The organism is Halorubrum sp. CBA1229 (genome assembly GCF_003721435.2).
Lineage (GTDB): Archaea > Halobacteriota > Halobacteria > Halobacteriales > Haloferacaceae > Halorubrum.
The window spans coordinates 604,553-625,344 of sequence record NZ_CP054585.1 but is presented as its reverse complement, the minus strand read 5'-3'; the positions used below and the strand labels follow the sequence as shown (position 1 = coordinate 625,344).

General features: G+C 71.3%; 21 protein-coding genes. 15 read left to right on the top strand and 6 right to left on the bottom strand.

Going from position 1 to position 20,792, the window contains the following annotated elements:
- Positions 1-100: 100 nt before the first annotated feature.
- The 4 genes from Hrr1229_RS03120 to Hrr1229_RS03105 all read left to right on the top strand — a co-directional run bounded on the left by Hrr1229_RS03120 (position 101) and on the right by Hrr1229_RS03105 (position 4,618).
- Positions 101-2,104 (top strand): bacterio-opsin activator domain-containing protein, encoded by a 2,004-nt coding sequence (locus Hrr1229_RS03120; RefSeq protein WP_123114245.1) that lies wholly within the window; start codon positions 101-103, stop codon positions 2,102-2,104.
- Positions 2,105-2,120: 16 nt separating this feature from the next.
- A complete protein-coding gene (locus Hrr1229_RS03115) occupies positions 2,121-2,561 on the top strand; it encodes an SRPBCC family protein (protein ID WP_123114246.1) in 441 nt (146 codons plus the stop codon).
- Positions 2,562-2,736: 175 nt separating this feature from the next.
- Positions 2,737-3,873, top strand: coding sequence for an SPFH domain-containing protein (locus tag Hrr1229_RS03110; protein WP_123114247.1), 1,137 nt, complete (start codon positions 2,737-2,739; stop codon positions 3,871-3,873).
- A 127-nt stretch (positions 3,874-4,000) separates the two neighbouring features.
- Positions 4,001-4,618, top strand: a complete 618-nt coding sequence (locus tag Hrr1229_RS03105; RefSeq protein ID WP_123114248.1) for a MarR family transcriptional regulator — start codon at positions 4,001-4,003, stop codon at positions 4,616-4,618.
- A gap of 32 nt (positions 4,619-4,650) precedes the next feature.
- On the opposite strand, the gene Hrr1229_RS03100 is transcribed toward Hrr1229_RS03105, so the two are convergent.
- The 3 genes from Hrr1229_RS03100 to Hrr1229_RS03090 all read right to left on the bottom strand — a co-directional run bounded on the left by Hrr1229_RS03100 (position 4,651) and on the right by Hrr1229_RS03090 (position 6,486).
- On the bottom strand, positions 4,651-4,905 hold the full coding sequence (locus Hrr1229_RS03100; protein ID WP_123114249.1) for a hypothetical protein: 255 nt from the start codon (positions 4,903-4,905) through the stop codon (positions 4,651-4,653).
- Between the two features lie 168 nt (positions 4,906-5,073).
- Positions 5,074-5,628: an inosine/xanthosine triphosphatase gene (locus Hrr1229_RS03095; RefSeq protein WP_123114250.1), complete on the bottom strand. Its 555-nt coding sequence runs from the start codon at positions 5,626-5,628 to the stop codon at positions 5,074-5,076.
- A 75-nt stretch (positions 5,629-5,703) separates the two neighbouring features.
- Positions 5,704-6,486, bottom strand: a complete 783-nt coding sequence (locus Hrr1229_RS03090; RefSeq protein ID WP_123114251.1) for a cobalamin-binding protein — start codon at positions 6,484-6,486, stop codon at positions 5,704-5,706.
- Between the two features lie 222 nt (positions 6,487-6,708).
- Between Hrr1229_RS03090 and Hrr1229_RS03085 the strand changes: the two genes are divergently transcribed.
- The 6 genes from Hrr1229_RS03085 to Hrr1229_RS03060 all read left to right on the top strand — a co-directional run bounded on the left by Hrr1229_RS03085 (position 6,709) and on the right by Hrr1229_RS03060 (position 11,531).
- A complete protein-coding gene (locus Hrr1229_RS03085) occupies positions 6,709-7,683 on the top strand; it encodes a transcription initiation factor IIB (protein WP_123114252.1) in 975 nt (324 codons plus the stop codon).
- Between the two features lie 84 nt (positions 7,684-7,767).
- Positions 7,768-8,472 carry a type I 3-dehydroquinate dehydratase gene (locus tag Hrr1229_RS03080; protein ID WP_123114253.1) on the top strand — a complete coding sequence of 235 codons (705 nt, stop codon included), beginning with the start codon at positions 7,768-7,770 and terminating at the stop codon, positions 8,470-8,472.
- A gap of 441 nt (positions 8,473-8,913) precedes the next feature.
- A complete protein-coding gene (locus Hrr1229_RS03075) occupies positions 8,914-9,885 on the top strand; it encodes a rhomboid family intramembrane serine protease (RefSeq protein ID WP_123114254.1) in 972 nt (323 codons plus the stop codon).
- Positions 9,886-10,818: an endonuclease V gene (locus tag Hrr1229_RS03070; RefSeq protein ID WP_123114255.1), complete on the top strand. Its 933-nt coding sequence runs from the start codon at positions 9,886-9,888 to the stop codon at positions 10,816-10,818. It begins immediately after the preceding gene.
- A 143-nt stretch (positions 10,819-10,961) separates the two neighbouring features.
- Positions 10,962-11,234 (top strand): hypothetical protein, encoded by a 273-nt coding sequence (locus tag Hrr1229_RS03065; protein ID WP_049906210.1) that lies wholly within the window; start codon positions 10,962-10,964, stop codon positions 11,232-11,234.
- A gap of 15 nt (positions 11,235-11,249) precedes the next feature.
- On the top strand, positions 11,250-11,531 hold the full coding sequence (locus tag Hrr1229_RS03060; RefSeq protein ID WP_123114256.1) for a hypothetical protein: 282 nt from the start codon (positions 11,250-11,252) through the stop codon (positions 11,529-11,531).
- Between the two features lie 15 nt (positions 11,532-11,546).
- On the opposite strand, the gene Hrr1229_RS03055 is transcribed toward Hrr1229_RS03060, so the two are convergent.
- Positions 11,547-12,842: a rhodanese-like domain-containing protein gene (locus tag Hrr1229_RS03055; protein WP_123114257.1), complete on the bottom strand. Its 1,296-nt coding sequence runs from the start codon at positions 12,840-12,842 to the stop codon at positions 11,547-11,549.
- A 115-nt stretch (positions 12,843-12,957) separates the two neighbouring features.
- Between Hrr1229_RS03055 and Hrr1229_RS03050 the strand changes: the two genes are divergently transcribed.
- The 5 genes from Hrr1229_RS03050 to mfnA all read left to right on the top strand — a co-directional run bounded on the left by Hrr1229_RS03050 (position 12,958) and on the right by mfnA (position 19,142).
- Entirely contained in the window at positions 12,958-13,725 is a 768-nt protein-coding gene (locus Hrr1229_RS03050) for an AAA family ATPase (RefSeq protein WP_123114258.1), read from the top strand.
- Positions 13,722-14,408, top strand: coding sequence for a hypothetical protein (locus tag Hrr1229_RS03045; RefSeq protein ID WP_123114259.1), 687 nt, complete (start codon positions 13,722-13,724; stop codon positions 14,406-14,408). Before Hrr1229_RS03050 ends, Hrr1229_RS03045 begins: the two co-directional genes overlap by 4 nt.
- Before the next feature lie 155 nt (positions 14,409-14,563).
- Entirely contained in the window at positions 14,564-15,193 is a 630-nt protein-coding gene (locus tag Hrr1229_RS03040; protein WP_123114260.1) for a hypothetical protein, read from the top strand.
- A gap of 393 nt (positions 15,194-15,586) precedes the next feature.
- Positions 15,587-17,944, top strand: a complete 2,358-nt coding sequence (gene ppsA / locus Hrr1229_RS03035; RefSeq protein WP_123114261.1) for a phosphoenolpyruvate synthase — start codon at positions 15,587-15,589, stop codon at positions 17,942-17,944.
- A gap of 130 nt (positions 17,945-18,074) precedes the next feature.
- The gene (gene mfnA / locus Hrr1229_RS03030; RefSeq protein WP_123114262.1) at positions 18,075-19,142 is read left to right on the top strand and encodes a tyrosine decarboxylase MfnA; all 1,068 of its coding nucleotides are present in this window, start codon (positions 18,075-18,077) and stop codon (positions 19,140-19,142) included.
- Positions 19,143-19,163: 21 nt separating this feature from the next.
- On the opposite strand, the gene Hrr1229_RS03025 is transcribed toward mfnA, so the two are convergent.
- A complete protein-coding gene (locus Hrr1229_RS03025; protein ID WP_123114263.1) occupies positions 19,164-19,520 on the bottom strand; it encodes a nuclear transport factor 2 family protein in 357 nt (118 codons plus the stop codon).
- Positions 19,517-20,722: a potassium channel family protein gene (locus Hrr1229_RS03020; protein WP_123114264.1), complete on the bottom strand. Its 1,206-nt coding sequence runs from the start codon at positions 20,720-20,722 to the stop codon at positions 19,517-19,519. The genes Hrr1229_RS03025 and Hrr1229_RS03020 overlap by 4 nt, the downstream gene beginning before the upstream one ends.
- Positions 20,723-20,792: the final 70 nt, after the last annotated feature.

Genomic DNA, 20,792 nt, shown 5'->3' with positions numbered 1-20,792 from the left:
GTCGTTGTGTGCTCACCCATACTATGTCGATTTTCACGGATCCTCCCACGGGGGTTCGTCGGTATCAACGCTTAATCCGTCGGACGACCAAGGGAGTGCCATGCCGGGTTCCCGGGCCCTGTTGGTCCATCCGGAGGAGGGGAGCGATCGCATCACGTCGGCGCTCGGCGCCGCCGGGTTCGACGTGACGACGGTCAACAGCGCCACGTCCGCCGTCGCGAAGGTGACCACTGGCGAGTACGACTGCATCGTGAGCGAGTACTCTCTGCCGGGGGACGACGGCCTCGCGCTGGCGGAGGCGATCGAGGAGTCCGACGCACAGGTTCCGGTCGTGATGTTCTCCGCGGTCGAGGACGAGGACGTTCTGGAGGCCGCCTTCGAGAGCGGCGTCGACGAGTTCCTCCACAAGAACGGCTCCGCGTCGATCGACCGGCTGGTGACAGACGTCTCGACGGTCTGTTCCGCGGAGGGCGCACCGGGTGCAAAGCAGGACATCTCTGGGCACGAGCCCACGGCCGAGGAGGTCAGTCGCGCCGTGAGCGAGGCGCCCGTCGGCGTCAGTCTCAGCGATCCGGAGCTGCCCGATCTGCCCCTCGTGTACGTCAACGACGCGTGGGAAGAGCACACCGGGTACCCGGTCGAGGAGGCCCTCGGCCGGAATCCCCGTTTCCTGCAGGGGCCCGGGACGGATCCCGAGACGGTCGAACGGCTCTCGACGGCGATCTCGGAGGAGGAGCAGATCACCGTCGAGATCCGGAACTACCGACGGGACGGGACGCCCTTCTGGAACGAGCTGACGGTCGCCCCGGTGTACGACACCGACGGCGACGTGGCCCACTACGTCGGGTTCCAGAACGACGTCACCGACCGCAAGCGCGCGGAGCAGCTCGCCGAGGAGCGCGCGGAGAAACTCGCGACGGAGCGACGGGCACTTGACCGGGTCCTCGGTCGGGTGAACGGACTGCTCAGCGAGATCAGCCGGATCCTCGTCGAGAGCCGGGACCGGGAGACCATCGCCGAGCGCGTCTGCGAGGAGATCGCCGACGAGCCGGGGTACAAGGGCGGCTGGATCGCCGAGGTCTCGTCGGCGACGGGGCGGCTGGACGTGACCGCGGCGAGCGGGGTCTCGGTCGAGGCGGACGCGTCGTTCTCCCTCGACGAGACGCCGCGCGAGATCGGTCAGGCGATCGAGACCGAGGAGATCCAGGGGTGCTCAGCCGGGAGCGCCCCCGGCGGACCGCTCTCTCCGAGCGCGGTCGGCGCCCCGCGGTTCCTCGTCGTTCCGATCACCTACGGCCACCGGCGGTACGGCCTGCTGGGCATCTACAGCAGCGAGGGGAACGCCCTCGACCGCCGCGAGCGGAAGGTCTGCGAGTCGGTGGGGAAGATGATCGCCAACGGGATGCACTCGGTGGAGACGACGCGCATCCTCACGACCGACCGCGTCGTGGAACTGCAGGTCGCGATCCGGGACCGCTCGTTCTCGCTCTCGCGGGTCGCCGACGCGCTCGACGGCCCGATCGAGCACCTCGGGACCACGCGCCTCGACGACGACGCCTGCGAGCTGTATCTCAGGGTGACGGACCCGACCGAGGACGTGAGCGCCGTCGAGGCGCTGCCGTTCGTCGAGTCGGTCCGGCTGGTCTCCGAGACGGACGACGACGTCACCATCGCCGTGACCGCCACCGAGTCGCCGCCGCTGACGCGGCTCGCGGAGTACGGCGGCGTCGTCGTCGAGGCCACGGCGGACGCGTCGAGCGCGAGCCTGACCATCGAGGCGCCGCCCGAGCAGGACGTGCGCGGGATGCTCGACGTGTTCCGCGCGGAGTACGACGGCGTCGAGCTCCGCTCCCGCGTCGAGCGCGAGAGCCGGGATCGGAGCCTGACGGAGTTCGCGGCGGCCGTGGACGACCGGCTCACCGACCGCCAGCGGTCGGCCCTGAAGACGGCCGAGCTGAACGGCTACTTCGAGTGGCCCCGCCCGGTCGACGGCTCGGAGATCGCCGAGCGGATGGGGATCACCCGACAGACGTTCCACCAGCACCTCCGGGCGGCCGAGCGCAAGCTCGTGGAGGCGTACGTCGACCCGCGGTCGCGAAACTGAGTCGTCGTCCCGCCTAATGTTTACCGCACGCGACTCCGCCCAGATCGACGCGGACGTGGAATCGGTCTTCGCCTTCCTCGACGACCCGCGCAACCACGCCGCCGTCACGCCCCGCCTCGAGGACGTGAGAGACGTCGAGCGGCTCCCGAACGGCGGGAAGCGGCTGGCGTACACCTACCGGATGGCGGGCCTCGGCGTCGACGGGGAGATCGTCCAGACCGTCCACGAGCCGACCGAGCGGATGACCTTCGAGCTCCGCGGCCGGTTGACCGGGACGATCGACCTGACGTTCGAGCCCGTGGACGGGGGGACGAGACTGACGTACGCGGCGGAGTACGACCTCCCGGAGAATGCCCTCACCGCTCTCGGCGAGCCGGTCGTCCGCCGCTTCAACGAGCGACAGGTCCGGGCGACGCTCAACGCCGTCGCGGAGCGGTTCGAGGGCGCCGCCGAGTGACGGACGACGTCGCCGCCGGGTGATGGACGACATCGCCGCCGGGTGACGGACGACGTCGCCGCCGGGTGACGGACGACGTCGCCGCCCGCGGCCGCTCGCCGTCGCCCGCCGAAATCGGTGGAACGAACGCTCGCTCGGGCGAAGTATTAAGAACGGGATGGCCTAACCTCGGGGCATGGATCCGATTTCCCTCCAGTTCGGTCTCGGCTTCGGCCTGGTGAGCGTCGGGCTGCTCTTCCTGTTGCTCGTGGTCGTCACGCTCTGGCAGTCGTTCGAGATCGTCGACGCCTACGAGAAGAAGACGCTCACGGTGTTCGGCGAGTACCGAAAGCTGCTGGAACCGGGTATCAACCTCATTCCGCCGTTCGTTTCCCGGACGTACGCGTTCGACATGCGGACGCAGACGCTCGACGTCCCCCGTCAGGAGGCGATCACGCGGGACAACTCGCCGGTGACGGCGGACGCGGTCGTCTACATCAAGGTGATGGACGCCAAGAAGGCGTTCCTCGAGGTGGACGACTACAAGAAGGCCGTCTCGAACCTCGCGCAGACCACCCTTCGCGCCGTCCTCGGCGACATGGAGCTCGACGACACGCTCAACAAGCGCCAGGAGATCAACGCGAAGATCCGGAAGGAGCTGGACGAGCCGACGGACGAGTGGGGGATCCGCGTCGAGAGCGTCGAGGTCCGCGAGGTCAACCCCTCGAAGGACGTCCAGCAGGCGATGGAGCAACAGACCTCCGCCGAGCGTCGCCGCCGCGCGATGATCCTCGAGGCGCAGGGGGAACGCCGCTCCGCGGTCGAGCAGGCGGAGGGGGACAAGCAGTCGAACATCATCCGCGCGCAGGGGGAGAAACAGAGCCAGATCCTCGAGGCGCAGGGGGACGCGATCTCGACGGTGCTGCGCGCGCGCTCCGCCGAGTCGATGGGCGAGCGCGCCATCATCGAGCGCGGGATGGAGACGCTCGAAGCGATCGGCAAAGGCGAGTCCACCACGTTCGTCCTCCCGCAGGAACTCACCAGCCTCGTCGGCCGCTACGGCAAGGCGCTGTCCGGCTCCGACGTCCAGCAGATGGAGGGGTTGGAGGGACAGGAGTTCGACGACGACACCCGCAAGATGCTCGGTCTTGACGACATCGACGAGATCCTCGGCCAGATCGAGGAGTCCGCTGAGATGGACGTCGAGGAGTTGGAGAAGGAGGCCGAGGCGGTCAAGGCCGGGGGCGCCGGCGCGGACATCAAGTCCGCGGACGAGGTCATCCAGGAGATGGACGAGGAGCCGGTCGACGAAGAGGTCGAGCGAGAGACCTGATCGGCCGCGACGCCGATACCGCCGCCGCTCGCGATACGTATCTTCCCGTATCGCCGCCCGAACGACCGGATATTCCGACGCTGCCCCGAGCGAAGTGTTTTTGTCGCGGCACCGACTATTCCTTCGCGTGACTGAGGGGTTCGACGGACGAAAGCGGGAGACGCTCCGGCGGTTCGCCGCCATCGGAGCGGCCGCGCCGTTCGTCGGGACCGCGAGCGCGGACGACGGAAGCGGCGGGGAAGACGCCAACGAGACCCGCGAGGCGATCCGCGGGTACGTGCCGACGACCCCCGGCGCCCACTTCTCGAAGCTCCGCGACGACCTCCGGCTCGGGACTGGCGAGGCGCAGTACCACCTCCGGAAGTTAGCGGAGGCCGGCGAGATCGAGTCGACGAAGGACGCCGACTACCGCCGGTACTTCCCGGCTGACCGGTTCGACGACCTCGACAAGCGCGCGCTCGGCTACCTCCGCCGCGACACCCCCCGCGGCATGGTCCTCGCGCTGCTTCGCGACCCGGACGCGACGGGCGCGGAGCTCGCGGCCGCGCTGGACGTCTCGCGGCCGACGATCAGCGCCGCGGCCGCCGCGCTCGACGACGCCGGACTGCTCGACCGGACCGACGGCTACGCGCTGACCGAGCCGGAGCGGCTGCTCACGCTCGTGGTCCGGTACGCCGACTCGTTCGACGCCGACGCCGTCGCCTTCGCGGACGACGCGGCCGACCTCGTCGCGTACGACCCGTAGTCGGCGACGCCGCCCCTACGCGTCGTCTCGACTCACTCCGTGACCATCCACGTCGTTCCGGAGGAGTACCCCCACTTTTCGACGTCGATGTCGACGGCCGCGTCGGCGACGGCGCCCATGTTCGCGCCGACCTCCTTCGCGGAGAGTCCGAGGTCGTCGGCGATCAGTCGCGATTTGAAGTACGTCCGGTCGCCGGCGTTCTCGCGCAGGTACCCCAGGATCCGCGCCTGTTTCCCGGAGAGGCCGGCGGGCTCGGCAGCGACCGCGTCGGGTTGGACTGTGCTCATACCCGATACAGGCGGTGTCCGTGCATAAGCGGGTTGGTAGACCAGATTAACACGCCGCAGTCGGGCGATTTTCGCCGACGAGCGCCCCGCCGAATACCGGCCCAGTCCCCGCTTTCGGTACGATGACCGAACCGCGAGGCGCCCCGAGCCCGCCCGACGCCCTCCGGCTCAGTACAGTCCGGAGACGAACGGCCCGAGCGCCCCGGCGACCGCCGTCGACAGCGCGTCGGCGCGGTCGACGCGACCGGCCGTGAGCGCCCCCGCGGCGCCCCCGCGCCTCGCGACTCCCGTCGTGTCGAGGAGGTCGTCCATTACGGGGCCGAGCTCCGCGCCGTCCTCGATCCGCGCGGCGACGTCTGCGGGGAGTTCGAGGCTCGGCCCGCTCCCGCGTCCCGTGCGCGACCCGTCCGAGACCGCCGCCCACATGACGAGGAAGAGCCCGTCGGCGCCCTCGAACCGCGCCACGCCCCCCTCGATCCCGACCGCGAGGTCGTAGTCGCCGGCGTCGAGGACCGCCTCGGCGCGGTTCTCCGCGCCGGCGACCGTCTCGGCGTGGCCCGTCGGCTGCTCGCTCACGCCCGACGGGACGGGGACCGACTCGACTGCGACGGTCGCGGGGTCGCCGTCGATTTCGTCGGCGAGGTCGATCCCCCGCGACGACTCGAGGACCCGTTCGACCGCGCGCCGCTTCACCGGATTGCCGCTGCCGACGCCGACTCGCATACCGGGGGTTGGGAGATGGGGGCACGAATAGGCGTCGGGTCGTCTCCGCGCGGCTACGGGGCCGTCTCAGCGCGGCTACGGGGCCGTCTCCGGGAACGCCTCGTGGTGAAACAGCCCGGCCAGCCGCTCGACGCCGTCGATCAGCGCGGGGCTGGGCTGATTTAACAGGGAGTCGTCGATCACGTGCACGGGCGCGTCGACGGCCCAGTCGCGCTCCGCGACGGTCGCGGGGTCGATCCGGTCGCCGTGGCCGCAGACGTGGACGACGAGGTGGTCGGGGTCGGCCGCCTCGACGCTCGCGGGGTCGACCTCGCGGGAGCGCTCGCCCGGGTCGACGAAGGGGTAGCGGCCGCCGGCGGCGCGCACGGCGTCGGGCACCCAGTTCCCGGCGGCCATCGGCGGGTCCGACCACTCCTCGCAGTAGACCGTCGGGCGCGAGCGGTTCGCGACCGCCTCGGCGACTCGATCGAGTCGCGCTCGGGACTCCTCGGCGAGCCGCTCGCCCGCCTCGGGGCGACCCACGTCGGCGCCGCGGGCGGCGAACGCCTCGACCGCCTCGTCGAGCGTCGCCGGTTCGCGGTGACGGACGTCGAACCCGCGCTCGCTGCACTCGTCGGCGAGGTCGGCCTGAAGCCCGTCACTCGTGAGGACGACATCGGGGTCGAGGTCGGCGACGCGGTCGAGGTCGGGGTTCAGCCAGCCGCCGACGGCGAGCGGGGACTCCCTCCCGTGCGCCGACCCCGCCGCGGCGGACGGGTCGCAGAGGTGGGTGACGCCGACGAGGGTCTCGGCGGCGCCGAGGGCGGTCACGGTCGCGGTCGCGCTCGGAGCCAGCGAGACGACGCGGGGAGCGGTCATCGCCCTCCATTCGGGACGCCGGCGGCCCAAGCGTTTCGGTCGGCGCGGCGATGCCGACGACCCGTCGCTCGGCGATCGTGTCACTGCCCGAAACCGCGTGATAGATCGTGTCCTTTCGTCGGGTTTCGGGCGACACGTTCCGGTCGTTTTAAGTTCGGTTCCGCCGTCTATCGGACAAGATCGCTCTCGGCCCGTGTTCAGTTACCGAGAGGGGGTTTAGCCATGAGTGAACGATTACACACGCGGGGGAGTCGCTCCCGAACCGAGACGGACGAGGAGGAATCGGAACAGACCGACGAGACGCTCAGCTGTCCCGAATGCGACGGGAACGTCATCAACGACGAGGAGCACGGCGAGAGCGTCTGCGCCGACTGCGGGCTCGTCGTCGAGGCGGACTCGGTCGACCGCGGGCCGGAGTGGCGCGCGTTCGACTCCCGCGAGAAGGACGAGAAGAGCCGCGTCGGCGCCCCGACGACCAACACGATGCACGACAAGGGGCTCTCGACGAACATCGACTGGCGCGACAAGGACGCGTACGGCCGGTCGCTCGGCGCCCGCCAGCGCCAGAAGATGCAGCGGCTCCGCAAGTGGAACGAGCGGTTCCGCACCCGCGACTCCAAGGAGCGGAACCTGAAGCAGGCGCTCGGCGAGATCGACCGCATGGCCAGCGCGCAGGGGCTCCCGGACAACGTCCGCGAGACCGCCTCGGTCATCTACCGCCGCGCGCTCGACGAGGACCTGCTCCCCGGTCGCTCCATCGAGGGCGTCTCCACCTCCTGCGTGTACGCCGCCGCCCGGATGGCCGGCGTCCCGCGCAGCCTCGACGAGATCGCCGACGTCTCCCGCGTCGAGAAGGCCGAGATCGCCCGGACGTACCGCTACGTCGTCCGCGAGCTCAAGCTCGAAGTGAAGCCGGCCGACCCCGAGCAGTACGTCCCCCGCTTCGCCTCCGACCTGGAGCTCTCCGAGGAGTCCGAGATGCGCGCGAAGAGCCTCCTGCGCAACGCCAAAGAGAAGGGCGTCCACTCGGGCAAGTCGCCGGTCGGCCTCGCGGCCGCCGCCGTCTACGCCGCCGCCCTCCTCACCAACGAGAAGACGACGCAGGCCGCCGTCTCGGAGGTCGCCGACATCTCCGAGGTCACCATCCGGAACCGGTACCACGAGCTGTTGGAGGCCGAGGACGGCCTCGTCGCGTAAGGCCCCGCGTTCTCCGTTCGTCCGGCGACCCCGTTTCCGCCCCGGACGCACACAGTTAACTCCCCGCCCCCGGAAGCCTCGCGTATGTTCGAGGAGTTCGTCCTGACCGCGAGCACGGCCGACCTCTCGGAGGAGCCGCGCGCCCGCGAGCACGCCGACGCCGTGGAGTTCCGGATGGACCTCGCGGACGCCCCGCTCGTCCAGCTCGACGCGTACGACGGCGAGCTCCCGCTGCTCGTCACGAACCGCGCGTCGTGGGAGGGCGGCGAGGCCGCGGACCTGGGGCGGTACGACGCGCTCTCGACCGCGCTCGGAGACGACGCGGTCGCCGCGGTCGACGTCGAGCTCGCGGCCCTCCGCGGTAACGCGCCCGAAGGCGAGCGGTCGCACGCGACCGCGCTCCGCGACACGGCCCGCGAGGAGGACGTCAGCGTCGTCGTCTCGGTCCACGACTTCGAGTCCACGCCCGAGCCCGCGGCGCTCGTCGACCTCCTCGCCGACGCGGCGAGCGAGGGCGACGTGGGGAAGCTGGCGACGACCGCGAGCGCGCCGACGGACGCGCTCGCGATGATCGAGGCGACCCACGAGGCGACCGAGGCCGGCCACCGCGTCGCGACGATGTGCATGGGCGAGCCCGGCCGCCACACCCGCGCCGTCACGCCGCTCTACGGCTCGAAGATCGGCTACGCGCCCGTCGACCCCGCGAACGCGACCGCGCCCGGCCAGTACCCGCTCGCGACGCTCCGTCGGCTCGTCGACGGACTGCGAGAGGGCGGGACTGGCGAGTGAACTATTTATAAATAGACCGCGGTGGCGTGCGCCGGTGAGCGCCGCGAAGCGGCGCGAACCGCCCGCGCGAGGGAGTCGGTGGTCCGGAGCGAAGCGGAGGACCACCGACGAGGCTGGGGAGGCGTGAGGCTGCGGTGCCGTGCGGGGTGGGACTCAAAGGGGCAGCTGCGAGGGCGAAGCACGACGACGTAAGCACCGCAGAGAGCGAGTGAAACGAGCGAGCGAGGAGCGCAGCGAGTCGCGCGAGCCCTCGCGGCTGGGGCTTTGGAGGTGTCCACCGCGTCATCGATGATTCATAAATGATGAGGCGGCCCCGCGCCAGTAGCAGCCGACGCAACACCGTACTGGATTTATAAATGGGCGCCTCGCTCACCGTCCGACTTTCCGCAGACCAAGTCCGAGAGCCAAACCGCTTTAGGAGCGCCCCCGTAAGGGGAGGTAATGGCGACGTGCGACGTGTGTGGGGAGTACGAGAACCTCCCGTACCAGTGTGACCGGTGCGGCCAGACGTTCTGCGCCGAGCACCGACTGCCGGAGAACCACGACTGCCCCGGGCTCGCCGAGTGGAACGACCCGGGCGGCGTGTTCGACAGCGGGTTCGACGAGAGCGTCGAATCCGGCGGGGCGAGCGCCTCCGGCGACGCGTCCGCGGGTATCACGGACCGCGTCAAGCGACGCATCGACCGAGAGACGAGCACGGGCGGGATCGTGAGCTACGTCCGCGGCAACGCGACGTACGCTCTGCTGGCGGCCATGTGGATCACCTTCCTCGCGCAGTGGGTCGTGACGCTCACGCTCGGCGAGGCCGCCCACAGCCAGATCTTCGTCCTCCGGTCGGACGCGATCGGCAACGTCTGGACGTGGTTCACCTCCGTCCTCTCCCACTCCCGGATACAGCTGTTCCACATCATCGGAAACAGCATCGTCATCCTGTTCTTCGGCCCGCTCGTCGAGCGCGCGGTCGGTTCCCGCCGCTTCGTCGGGTTCTTCTTCGGCGCCGGGATCCTCGCCGGCCTCGGCCACGTCCTGTTCGCGATCGCGACGAACGCCCCGACGACGGGCGTGCTCGGGGCCAGCGGCGCCGGCTTCGCGATCCTCGGCGTGCTCACCGTGTGGCGCCCGAACATGCAGGTCCTCCTCTTCTTCGTGATTCCGATGAAGATCAAATACCTGACGTGGGGGATCGCGATCGTCTCGGCGGTGCTCGTGATCCAGTCCGGCACGGGCGGCGTCGGCGGCATCGCGCATCTCGCGCACCTGATCGGCTTCGCGATCGGGCTCGCGTTCGGGAAGCGCAACGAGAGCCTCGCGCGGTCCGCGGGCGGTCCCGGCGGGATGAATATGGGCGGCGTGCGCGGACCGGGCGGTCCCGGCGGGCCTGGCGGGCCGGGCGGTCCCGGCGGTCGTTTTTAAATGACGCCGCCGGACTCGTCGCCGACTCCGTCGCGCTCGACGCCGAACGACCCGGACGCCGTCGCGCGCCCCGAGTTCCTCCCGGACCCCGCGCTCTCGCGGACGGAGATGGAGTCGCTCCAGCGCGAGCTGGCCGCGACGGCGACGTTCGCGGACGACCACGCCGTCGACCCGGCCGCGGTCGCGGTCGACGAGCCCGCCGATCTCACGGACGGTCTCCCGCCCGTCCGTCCGGAAGCGGGCGCGAGTGACGCCGGATCGCAGTCGCGGATCGACCCCGGCCTGTCCGCCGGCACCGACCCGGACGCCCCCGTGGTCGTCGGCATCGATCAGGCGTTCCTGACGCCGGACGACGGCGCGGACGAGGCGGTCTCCGCCGCGGTCGCGATCCGCGACGGCGACGTGATCGAGTACGCCAGCGCGACCACGCCGCTCTCGATCCCGTACGTTCCGGGCCTCCTCGCGTTCCGCGAGGGGGAGCCGATGCTGGCGGCGCTCGACGCGCTGGAGGCCGACCCCGACCTGTTGGTCTGTGACGGCTCCGGCCGGATCCACTTCCGGGAGGCCGGCATCGCGACGCACGTCGGCGTCCTGCTGGACGTCCCGAGCGTCGGCGTCGCGAAGAGCCTGCTGTGCGGCGAGCCCGACGAGCCGACCGACGAGCGGCCGGCGGGGTGGCGGACGCCGATCCGCGCGGACGAGTCGGTGGAGACGGCGGACCCGGACGCGGGAACCGTGATCGGCCACGCCGTCCAGTCGCGCCAGTACCCGAACAGCCGTCGGGTGAACCCCCTGTACGTGAGCCCCGGGCACCGGGTCTCGGCCGAGACGGCCGCCGACCTGGTCGAGGCGCTGTGTGCGGGGTACAAGCTGCCCGAGCCGACCCGGATCGCGGACGCGTACGCGGACGTCGCGAAGCGCGAGCGCGACTGAGCCCTCGTCGGTGAGGCGGACTGTCCCCTCGTCGGTGAGGCGGATTGTCTCCTCGTCGGTGAGGCGGACTGTCTCCTCGTCGGCTGTGACTCCGGTCGTCGCGGCCCGTCGGTTTATATATCGTGGCCCGCGAACGCGAACGTATGGGAGACGAAGACACGGACGGACCGATGTCTGCCGAGGAGTTCCGCTCGCTGCGCGACGGCCTGGTGCGCCAGAGCTCCGGCGGGGGGACGACCGTTTATAAGAACGCCGCGGGCGTCGGCTGCCCGAACCCCGACTGTGACCGCGGCGTGTTCCAGACGCTGTTCGTCAGCGACCACGGCTGGCAGCAGATCGGCGCCACCCGCGACGGGATCGACCTCTGTCTCTGTAACACCGAGACGAAGCGGCTCGTCTTCATCCACGACGAATAGCGTGGTGACGGTGCAGTGACCGACGAGTTCGATCCGGTCGCGGCGCTACACGAGCACCTCGCAGCCACCGAGGAGCGCCCCGTGGAGCGCGAGGCCGGCTGGCGAATCGGCGAGGCGCAGGCGCTGGCCGCGGAGATCGCCGCCGGGGCCGACGAGGAAACCGTCGTCCGACGGGCGGGCGAGATCCGGACGCTGCTCGCGGAGGTCGACGGGACCGACGACGCCGAGGCCGACGACCACGTCGCCGCCGCGAGGGAGCTCGCGGACCGGATCGCGAACCGGCCGGACGATGAGTGACTGACGACCGACGGTTCAGTCGTCCGCCGTCGACTCGCCGCCGGCGTCCGCCGCGCACCGGTTCGGACCCAGCTCTAACTCGATGGCCGCGGTCTCGTCCGGGGGCGATTCGACGCCGCGGTTCGCGGCGATAACCGACTCGTAGTTCGGCGGCTTCTCCGGCAGCGTCGCCGTAATGCGCTCCACGAACGCCTCGCGGTCGAGCCCGAGCACGTCGAGCCCCCGGCGCGCCGCGCCCACCGTCGTCGTCACCGGCTCGCCGGGCACGACGTCGCCGGTCGTGCCGTCGTTCGCGACCGCGAAGTGACCGGGACAGACGACGACCGCGTCGGGCTCGGCGAGCAGCGTCCCGTGCAGGGAGTCGTAGAGGCGTTCGGCGCCGGTCGCCGCGCCGGCGGTTTCGCTTCCGCCCTTCTCTCCGCCTCCCGCTGCGTCGTCGCCGTCCTCCTCCTCGCCGCCCGCCGCGAACTGCAGCTCCGTTCGACCGACGCTGTCAGTGAACAGCGTGTCGCCGGTGAGCAGCGCCGACCGGCCAACGAGGTAGCTCGCGCCGTCGTCGGTGTGGCCGGGGGTCGCGAGCGCCTTCACGTCCACGCCGCCGACGTCGAGCGTCTCGTTGCGCGCGAGCGGCTCGAAGTCGTACGCCACGTCGCGCTCGGCGGCCGCCGCCGGGAGGTGGTACGGCACCCCGAGCTCGTCGGCGAGGTCCCGGCCGCCGGAGAGGTGGTCGGCGTGGACGTGCGTGTCGAGGACCGCCGCGATCGTCGCGTCGCGCTCGGCGGCCGCCTCCCGCCACTCGTCGCCGTGCCGGGAGACGTCGACGGCGATGGCGACGCGGTCGGAGCCATCGGAGCCTACCTCCGCATCAGTCGACCGTCCCCCCACCACGAGGTAGCCGAGACACCCCTTCGCGCGCCGCTGGATCTGGACGATATCGAGCGGGTCGTCGCCCGCGTCGGGGAGCGGGACTTCGGTCCGGTCGTACACGCCCGACCAGCCGCGCATCCCGTCCGCGACGACCGTGACGTCGTCGTAGCCAGCCGCTTCCAGCTTTTCGGCGAAGTCGAGCGAGGCCTTCCCCTTCGCGCAGGCCGTGACGATCGCGTCGTCGGGCCCGAGCCCGGTCTCGGCCTCGAAGTCGTCGACGTCGAACTCGTGGAACGGCTTGTAGAAGTAGTGGATCGAGTCGGCGATCCGCCAGCTCTCGTAGCTCTCGCGGGGCCGCGTGTCGACGAGGGCGAACGAGCGCTCGCCGCGTCGACGCTCGTCGATCCTGTCGCGGAACGCGTCCGCGTCGATGACGGTCGACATGGTCGATCGTCGGTGCCGAACGGCAAAACGCTGTCCCGTGGGATCCGGACCGGCTCCGCGGCGATCGGCTCCCGCGATGGACAGGCTTTAGCCGAGCGCCCGGTCAGGTGGGCGCATGGTCGAGGCGTTCGCGGTCGCCAGCGGAAAGGGCGGCACGGGCAAGACGACGAGCACGCTCGCGCTCGGATTGGCGTTGGCCGACGAGCACGACGTCACCGTCGTCGACGCCGACACCGGGATGGCGAACCTCCTCTTTCACGCCGGGCTCGACGACGCGGCGGTCACCCTCCACGACCTGCTCGTCGAGGGGACCGCGACCGACGTCGCCGAGGCGACGTACGACCGGTTCGGGCTCTCCGTGGTCCCCTGCGGCACGTCGCTCGCGGGCTTCGAGGCCGCGGAGCCGAGTCGCCTCCGCGACGTGGTCGCCGAGCTCGCGAGCGACACCGACGTGCTCCTGCTCGACTCGCCGGCCGCGCTCGGCTCGAAGTCGGCGGTGCTCCCGGTCGTCCTCGCGGACCGGGTCGTCGTCGTCGTCGAGCCGACGATCCCGGCGCTCTCGGACGGCCTGAAGGTTCAGGAGTACGCCCGCTCGTACGGCACGGAGACCGCCGGCGTCCTGTTCAACAAGGTCCGGGACGACGCCGCCGACGTGGCCGAGCAGGCAGAGCGTCACTTCGGCGGGCCGGTGCTCGCGCGGGTTCCCGACAGCGACGTGGTCCGCGAGGCGCGCCGCGCCGGGAAGCCGCTCCTCGCGCACGCGCCGGAGAGCGACGCCGCCGCTCGCTACCGGCGGGCGGCGGCCCGGCTCGACGTGCGCGACGGCGATGGCGACGCGGTCGCGGACCGCTTTCGGAGCGCGGTCGTGCCCGACACGCCATGACCGGCCCAGCCGGCGGGACGAGCGGGGCAGGCGAGGCGCCCGAGCTCCGGATCCCCCGCGGCACCCTCCTCCGGTCGCGGGTCGTCTCCGACGTGGCCACGACGCTCTCGCGGGCGCTGGACCGCGGGCTGACCGGGTACGCGACGCTCGTCCCGCAGGAGACGCTCCTCCTGGAGGGGGACGCGCGCGGCGTCCTCACGTTCGCCGACGGGGTCCCGGTACTCGCGTACAACACGGTGACCGACAGCGGTGGCCCCGACGCGCTGGCGGAGCTCGCGGTGCCCGGCCCGTACCGCGTCGAGCTGTACGCGGTCGACGGCGACGGCCTCGAGGCGGCCCACGAGACGGACGCGCTCCGCGTCGCGCCGGGCGCGGCGGCGACGGAGCTCGCGGACGACCCGACGCTCGCCGACCGCACCCGCGAGGCGGCGCCCGACGAGCGATTGGCCGACCTGGAGGCGGACGACGCCGACGCCGTCGCGGCGTTCCTCGCGGACGACGACCGGATCGAGGCGATCCGCGAGCAGGCCCGCGCGGAGGCGGCCGAGCGCGCCGACGAGTGGGGGCTCGACGGGGCGCTCGCGGACGACCCCGCCGACGGCGACGCCGACCCTGCGGACGACCCCGCTCGCGGCACCGACGCCGACCTCGCGGCCGAAACCGACCGGGAACTCGACCGCTGAACCAGGCGGGCCGAATCGCTGAACGGAGCGGTTTTGCCGCTCGCGGGCGTACCGCGAGCATCACGGTCCTTCAACTCCTCCGGCTGACGGCGCCCGCCGACTTCGCCGACTGGTACGCGGCGAGCCGCGCGTACACCCGTCACGTCGCCGAGGGCATGGGCTTCGACGGCGTCGACGCGCTCGACGGCGTGCGGGTCGCCGACCGGCTCCGGACCGACCACGCGACCCTGTCGCCGGCCGAGGCGCGGTCGGTGACGGCGACGCTCCTCGCCGACGGCGCCTTCTCCGAACCGTACTGCGAGTGGCTTCCGACGTGGTACGAGCTCGCGCTGCTCCCGCCCGTGCGGTACGGCGACTGGCGGCTCCGACGCGTCGCCGCGGTGATCGCGGGGACGGCCGGCGTGACGGCGACGGCGCCCCGGTTCTCTCGACCACAGGACGTGACGATCGACGGGCGGCCGGCGCTCGCCGGCGTCTCGGGGTTCCGCGACCGCTTCCTGCTGGCCGACGCGCTGCTCCACTTGGAGTGGTTCGCCCACGCCGCCGCGGCCGACGGGATCGACGTCCCGGCCGCTCTCGTCGAGCAAACGCGCGAGGAGTCGCTGTCGTACTACGGCGGCGACCGTGAGTCGCTCTCGCCGCGCGTCCGGCGGTTCCAGCGCCTCCTGTTCGCGGACGACGCGTGGGTCCGCCGGGTGAACGACCGCTACGGCCTGAACAGCCGGCTGTTCGGCGTCTGGGAGCGGCTCCTCCGCGCGGAGCGCGAGCGGCTCGCCGCCGAGTGACCGCTCGCGGTGAACGGTGTTACAGCTGCTGTAACACGTTACCGGATCGGTTTCGTCTGTCAGAAAGTAAGTATACACTGAATAGGTGCGTACGTCGGTGTACGAACCGACGGACGGTTCGTCGTTCCGGCTGCTTCGGCCCTCTCTACGTTTGACCGTTTCGACGCGCTTTGCGTTCGGTCGTTTCGGCGTTCCTTCCGTTCAGTTGTTTCGGCATCCTCGCCGCGTTCGGTTGCTTCGACGCTTCTCCCGCGTTTGGTCGCCCCGAGGAGGGCGAGGTCCGAATCCGACGGTCCCCGGCCGACCCGTAACTCGCGACTGAGTAATCTTTTATTCAGCGTTGCATAGGCCGGAAGCTTCATAGGTCGGCTCGCGGATCCTCCGGGTACACGAATGGCAGTACTTTGGCTGGAGGACGTCGACGCCGACGACGTCGGGACCGTCGGCGGGAAGGCCGCTTCGCTTGGTGAACTCATCGGCGCCGGACTCCCGGTACCGCCGGGATTCGCCGTCACCGCCGGCACGTACCGGACCTTCATCGAGGAGGCGGGAATCGACGAGGAGCTGTTCTCGGCCGTCGACGTCGACCCCGAGGACTCCGCCGCGCTCCGCGCCGCCGAGGAGCGCGCGGAAGAGCTCATCCTCGAGACCCCGTTCCCCGACGAGGTCCGCGAGGAGATCGTAGAGCGGTACCGTAAGATGGGAGACGAGGACGACGAGGCGTTCGTCGCCGTGCGCTCCTCCGCGACGGCCGAGGACCTCCCCGACTCCTCGTTCGCCGGCCAGCAGGAGACGTTCCTCAACGTCCGCGAGGACGATCTCCTCCGCCGGGTGAAGGAGTGCTGGGCCTCGCTTTTCACCCAGCGGGCGATCTACTACCGCCAGCAGCGGGGGTTCCCGCACGCCGACGTCGACATCGCGGTCGTCGTCCAGCGGATGGTCGACGCCGAGAAGTCCGGGGTGATGTTCACCAGCCACCCCTCGACCGGCGACCCGCAGATCACCATCGAGGCTGCGTGGGGGCTCGGTGAGGCGGTCGTCTCCGGCACGGTCTCACCCGACAACTACGTGTACGACCGCGGCGCCGGCGCCGTCGAGGACGTCACCGTCGCGGACAAGAAGGTGGAGATGGTGAAGGACCCGGACACCGGCGAGACCGTCCAGCTCGACGTCGACGAGGAGCGCCGCACCGCCCGGGTGCTCTCCGACGCGGAGATCGATGACCTGGTCGCGCTCGGCGAGCGCGTTGAGGACCACTACGGAGCCCCGCAGGACGTCGAGTGGGCGATCCACGAGGGCGAGATCTACATGCTCCAGTCGCGCCCGATCACGACGATTCAGGAGGACGCGGGCGAGGGAGACGGTGCCGACGCGGGCGGAACCGGCGGCGAGACCCCGCGGAAGTCAGCCGTCGGGGACGCGGCGTCGGGCCAGCCCGGCGCGGCCGGCGGCGGATCCACCGGAGACGACGAGGACGTCCTCGCCGACGGGCTCGGCGCGAGTCCCGGCGTCGTCTCCGGCGCGGTCCGGATCGTCCACAAGCTCGACCACCTCGATCAGGTCCAGGAGGGCGACGTGATGGTCACGGAGATGACGATGCCCGACATGGTCCCGGCGATGAAGCGCGCCGCGGGGATCGTCACCGACGAGGGCGGGATGACGAGCCACGCCGCGATCATCTCGCGGGAGCTCGGCGTCCCGGCCGTCGTCGGGACGGGGAACGGGACGCGGCTCCTCGAGGACGGCCAGCAGGTCACGATCGACGGCGACAAGGGGACCGTCCGCGCCGGCGTCGACGACGAGGCCGAGCCCGGCGAGGAGTTCGAGCCCGTGGAGGCGGCCCGCCCGGAGACGCCGGTGAAGCCGATGACGGCGACGGAGGTGAAGGTGAACGTCTCGATCCCCGAGGCGGCCGAGCGCGCGGCCGCGACCGGCGCCGACGGGGTCGGGCTCCTCCGCATCGAGCACATGGTGCTCTCGCTCGGGAAGACGCCGGAGCGGTACATCGACGAGCACGGCGCCCGCGCGTACCAGGACGAGCTGATCGAGGGCGTCCGCCGCGTCGCCGACGAGTTCTACCCGCGGCCGGTCCGGGTCCGGACCATCGACGCGCCCACGGACGAGTTCCGCGAGCTGGAGGGCGGCGAGGGCGAGCCGAACGAGCACAACCCGATGCTCGGCTGGCGCGGGATCCGCCGCAGCCTCGACAAGCCCGACCCGTTCCGCCAGGAGCTCGCGGCGTTCGCCCGCCTCTTCGACATGGGGTACGACAACCTGGAGGTGATGTTCCCCTTAGTCAACGACGCGGCCGACCTCGAGGGCATAAAGGGCCACATGCGCGACGCCGGCATCGACCCTGAGACGCACCGGTGGGGCGTGATGATCGAGACGCCCGCCAGCGCGCTGCAGATCGAGGAGCTGGCGAACGAGGGCATCGACTTCGCCTCCTTCGGCACCAACGACCTCACGCAGTACACGCTGGCGGTCGACCGTAACAACGAGCACGTCGCCGACCGGTTCGACGAGCTCCACCCGGCCGTGCTCCAGCTGATCGGCGACACGATCGAGACGTGCCGCGAGCTCGGCGTCGACACGAGCATCTGCGGGCAGGCCGGCTCGAAGCCGGAGATGGTCGACTTCCTCGTCGAGGAGGGCGTCTCCTCCATCTCGGCGAACATCGACGCCGTCCGCGACGTGCAACACGAGGTGAAGCGCACCGAACAGCGGCTCCTCCTCGACTCGGTGCGCTGACCGCGGACGGGACGCGTTCCGGTTCGGACGCGACGCGTTTCGGCTTACTCGACCGACGGAGCGGTCGCTCTCTCTCGCCCGACACCCGAGAGCGGAACGGGTAAGACCCTCCGCGGCGACGTTCCGTCGAATGCAGCAGCCCGAGCCGCAGTCGTTCGACCGGGTGCTCTCGTCGATGTGCACCGAGCCGCATCCCGCGGCCCGGGAGGCGGCCGAGCGCTACCTCGCGACGAACCCCGGCGACCCGGCCACCTACGAGGCGGTCGCGTCGCTGGAGGAGCGCGCGGTCGAGCTGCTGGCGACGCTCGCGGACCACCCGACGCCGACCGACGCGGCGGGCTACGTCACCTCCGGCGGGACCGAGGCGAACGTGCAGGCGGTCCGGTCCGCCCGCAACCGCCACGACGGGAGCGACGTGAACGTCGTCGTCCCCGAGAGCGGCCACTTCTCGTTTCACAAGGCGGCCGAGCTGCTCGACGTCGAGCTCCGGACGGTCCCGGTCGACGAGGACTATCGGGCGCGGACGGACGCCGTCGCGGCCGCGGTCGACGACGCCACCGCGCTGGTCGTCGGCGTCGCCGGCAGCACGGAGTACGGCCGCGTGGACCCGATCCCGGCGCTGACCGAGATCGCCCACGACGCCGGCGCGCGCATGCACGTCGACGCCGCGTGGGGCGGGTTCGTGCTCCCCTTCGCCGACCGCGCGTGGTCGTTCGGCGACGCCCCGATCGACACGCTGACGATCGACCCCCACAAGTTCGGGCAGGCGCCGGTGCCGGCCGGCGGGCTCCTCGCCCGCGAGTCGGCCGCGCTCGACGCGCTCGCGGTCGACACGCCCTACCTGGAGACCCGGTCGCAGGCGACCCTGACGGGCACCCGAAGCGGTGCGGGCGTCGCCGGCGCGGTCGCCGCGATGGAGGCGCTGTGGCCCGACGGCTACCGCGGGGCGGCCGAGCGAGCGACCGGGAACGCCGCGTGGCTCGCCGACGCCCTCGCCGACCGCGGCTGCGACGTCGTCGAGCCGACGCTCCCGCTCGTCGCCGCCGCGCTCCCCGAGTCCGAGTTCGACGCGCTCCGGGAGGCCGGCTGGAAGGTGTCGCGCACGGCGGCGGGTGAGCTCCGCGTCGTCTGCATGCCGCACGTGACTCGCGACGCGCTCCGGGCGTTCGTCGGCGATCTCGACCGAATCCGGGCGTGAGAGCGGCTTCGTAGCGACGAGTCACTCCCCGCCGCCCGCGGCGTACGTCTCCAGTGCGGCGAGCCGTCCGTCGACGACGTCGAAGGCGTCAACGAACGCGAACAGCTCGTCGCCGTCGGCGTCCAGCAGCCGGCCGCGGACCGCGACGCCGGGGCCCTTCGGATACACCGCGTCGACGGCGTGGGTCGTGTCCGTCATCGGCCGCTCGTCGCGCATGAACGCCACGAAGCGGTCGCGGCCCTCGAACGTCCGGTCCGAGCGGTGCTGGACGAACGCCGGGTCCAGCAGGCCGCGGAGCCGCTCGTAGTCGCCGGCGTCGAGCGCGTCGTAGTAGTCGCGGACGAGGCGTTCCCGGTCCGCGGTCGAGGGAGCGGTCACGACGCGAGCGCCTCGAACTCCTCGGCTGAGGTGCGAGTCCCCTTCGAGATGACGGCGTCGCCGGGGCGCAGGACGGTGTCGATGTCGTGGCCGATCAGCCACCCCTCGTCGGGGCGGCGGATCGCGATCACGCTCGTCGAGACGTCGGTCGTCGGGATCCCGTTTTCGACGGTCGTGCCCGCGAGGTCGCTCCCCTCCCGGACCACGGTCCGGGTGATGATCTCGTCGGACTCCTGGACCGCCATCTCCACGACCGGGTGGACGCCGAGGTCGCGGGCGACGCCCTCGGTGATCTCCACGGCGGCGTCGGAGATCTCCTCGGTCGCGACGCCGAGGTGGATCAGCCCGCGGAGCGAGACGGGGTCGTCGGCCTCCCGCGCGGCCCGGAGGGTCCACGCCTCGAACCGCGACTGGAGCGCGTCGACCTCTATCTCCAAGTTGTGCACCTCCTCGGCGAGCTCCTCGTTGTTGAACAGGACCGAACCGTACGCGAGATCGACCGCGAGCTCGGAGAGGTTCTTCATCAGCACGACGGAGTCGACCGCGCGCTCCAAGTCGTCGATCGCGGGTTCGACCGGTTCGTCCGGCTCGAACGGCTCGCCCGCCAGCTCGGGGTACGCCTCGGCGACGCCCGTCTCCGGCCCGCGGAGGAGGGACACGTCGCCGGCCTCGATCCGCGTTTTCGGGCCGGGGTTGAGGATCCAGTCGTCGTCGCGCCGGATCGCGATCACCCGGACCCCCGTCTTCGACTCCAGGTCGATGTCCTTCAGCGTGCGACCGGCGTAGCCGGAGTCGGCCGAGACGGTGCCGCGGACGAGCGTCTCGACGCCCTCGGTCAGCGCGCCGCGCATCGCGTCGGGGAGGCCGATCTCCTCGGTGACGATCTTCGCGATGTCCCCCGCGGCGTCGGAGATTTTGTCGGCCGCGCCGACCACGCCGAGCACCGGCGCGAGCGTCTCCGCCTCGTCCGGGCTCCGGGCCGCGAGCATGAGGCTCATCCGCGCGCGCATCTGGAGGACGTCCATCCGGTGTTCGAGCTCGACGACCTCCTCGGCGATCGTCGGGCTCCCGTGGAGCACCGCCGAGTACGACAGGTCGATAAGCAGCTCCGCGGTGTCTTTCATCTCCACGAGCAGATCCTTCACGCTCGTCGGCTCGTACGTGACCGACAGCGGCGACTCACGCCGGTCGAATCGTCCCATGGGAACACCCTCTCCGGCGCCGAGTAAAAGGCTTGTTACGGGGTGTTTCCCCCGATTCCGCCCGAGACGC

Bases quoted from the DNA above. Each gene is read 5' to 3' on its own strand.
- Hrr1229_RS03100 (WP_123114249.1), bottom strand. From the start codon at position 4,905: ATGAGCACAGTCCAACCCGACGCGGTCGCTGCCGAGCCCGCCGGCCTC.
- Hrr1229_RS03120 (WP_123114245.1), top strand. From the start codon at position 101: ATGCCGGGTTCCCGGGCCCTGTTGGTCCATCCGGAGGAGGGGAGCGAT.
- Hrr1229_RS03055 (WP_123114257.1), bottom strand. From the start codon at position 12,842: ATGTCGACCGTCATCGACGCGGACGCGTTCCGCGACAGGATCGACGAG.
- Hrr1229_RS03065 (WP_049906210.1), top strand. From the start codon at position 10,962: ATGGGAGACGAAGACACGGACGGACCGATGTCTGCCGAGGAGTTCCGC.
- Hrr1229_RS03110 (WP_123114247.1), top strand. From the start codon at position 2,737: ATGGATCCGATTTCCCTCCAGTTCGGTCTCGGCTTCGGCCTGGTGAGC.
- Hrr1229_RS03115 (WP_123114246.1), top strand. From the start codon at position 2,121: ATGTTTACCGCACGCGACTCCGCCCAGATCGACGCGGACGTGGAATCG.
- Hrr1229_RS03090 (WP_123114251.1), bottom strand. From the start codon at position 6,486: ATGACCGCTCCCCGCGTCGTCTCGCTGGCTCCGAGCGCGACCGCGACC.
- Hrr1229_RS03045 (WP_123114259.1), top strand. From the start codon at position 13,722: ATGACCGGCCCAGCCGGCGGGACGAGCGGGGCAGGCGAGGCGCCCGAG.
- Hrr1229_RS03085 (WP_123114252.1), top strand. From the start codon at position 6,709: ATGAGTGAACGATTACACACGCGGGGGAGTCGCTCCCGAACCGAGACG.
- Hrr1229_RS03095 (WP_123114250.1), bottom strand. From the start codon at position 5,628: ATGCGAGTCGGCGTCGGCAGCGGCAATCCGGTGAAGCGGCGCGCGGTC.
- Hrr1229_RS03040 (WP_123114260.1), top strand. From the start codon at position 14,564: ATGGGCTTCGACGGCGTCGACGCGCTCGACGGCGTGCGGGTCGCCGAC.
- Hrr1229_RS03020 (WP_123114264.1), bottom strand. From the start codon at position 20,722: ATGGGACGATTCGACCGGCGTGAGTCGCCGCTGTCGGTCACGTACGAG.
- ppsA (WP_123114261.1), top strand. From the start codon at position 15,587: ATGGCAGTACTTTGGCTGGAGGACGTCGACGCCGACGACGTCGGGACC.
- Hrr1229_RS03070 (WP_123114255.1), top strand. From the start codon at position 9,886: ATGACGCCGCCGGACTCGTCGCCGACTCCGTCGCGCTCGACGCCGAAC.
- Hrr1229_RS03080 (WP_123114253.1), top strand. From the start codon at position 7,768: ATGTTCGAGGAGTTCGTCCTGACCGCGAGCACGGCCGACCTCTCGGAG.
- Hrr1229_RS03050 (WP_123114258.1), top strand. From the start codon at position 12,958: ATGGTCGAGGCGTTCGCGGTCGCCAGCGGAAAGGGCGGCACGGGCAAG.
- mfnA (WP_123114262.1), top strand. From the start codon at position 18,075: ATGCAGCAGCCCGAGCCGCAGTCGTTCGACCGGGTGCTCTCGTCGATG.
- Hrr1229_RS03075 (WP_123114254.1), top strand. From the start codon at position 8,914: ATGGCGACGTGCGACGTGTGTGGGGAGTACGAGAACCTCCCGTACCAG.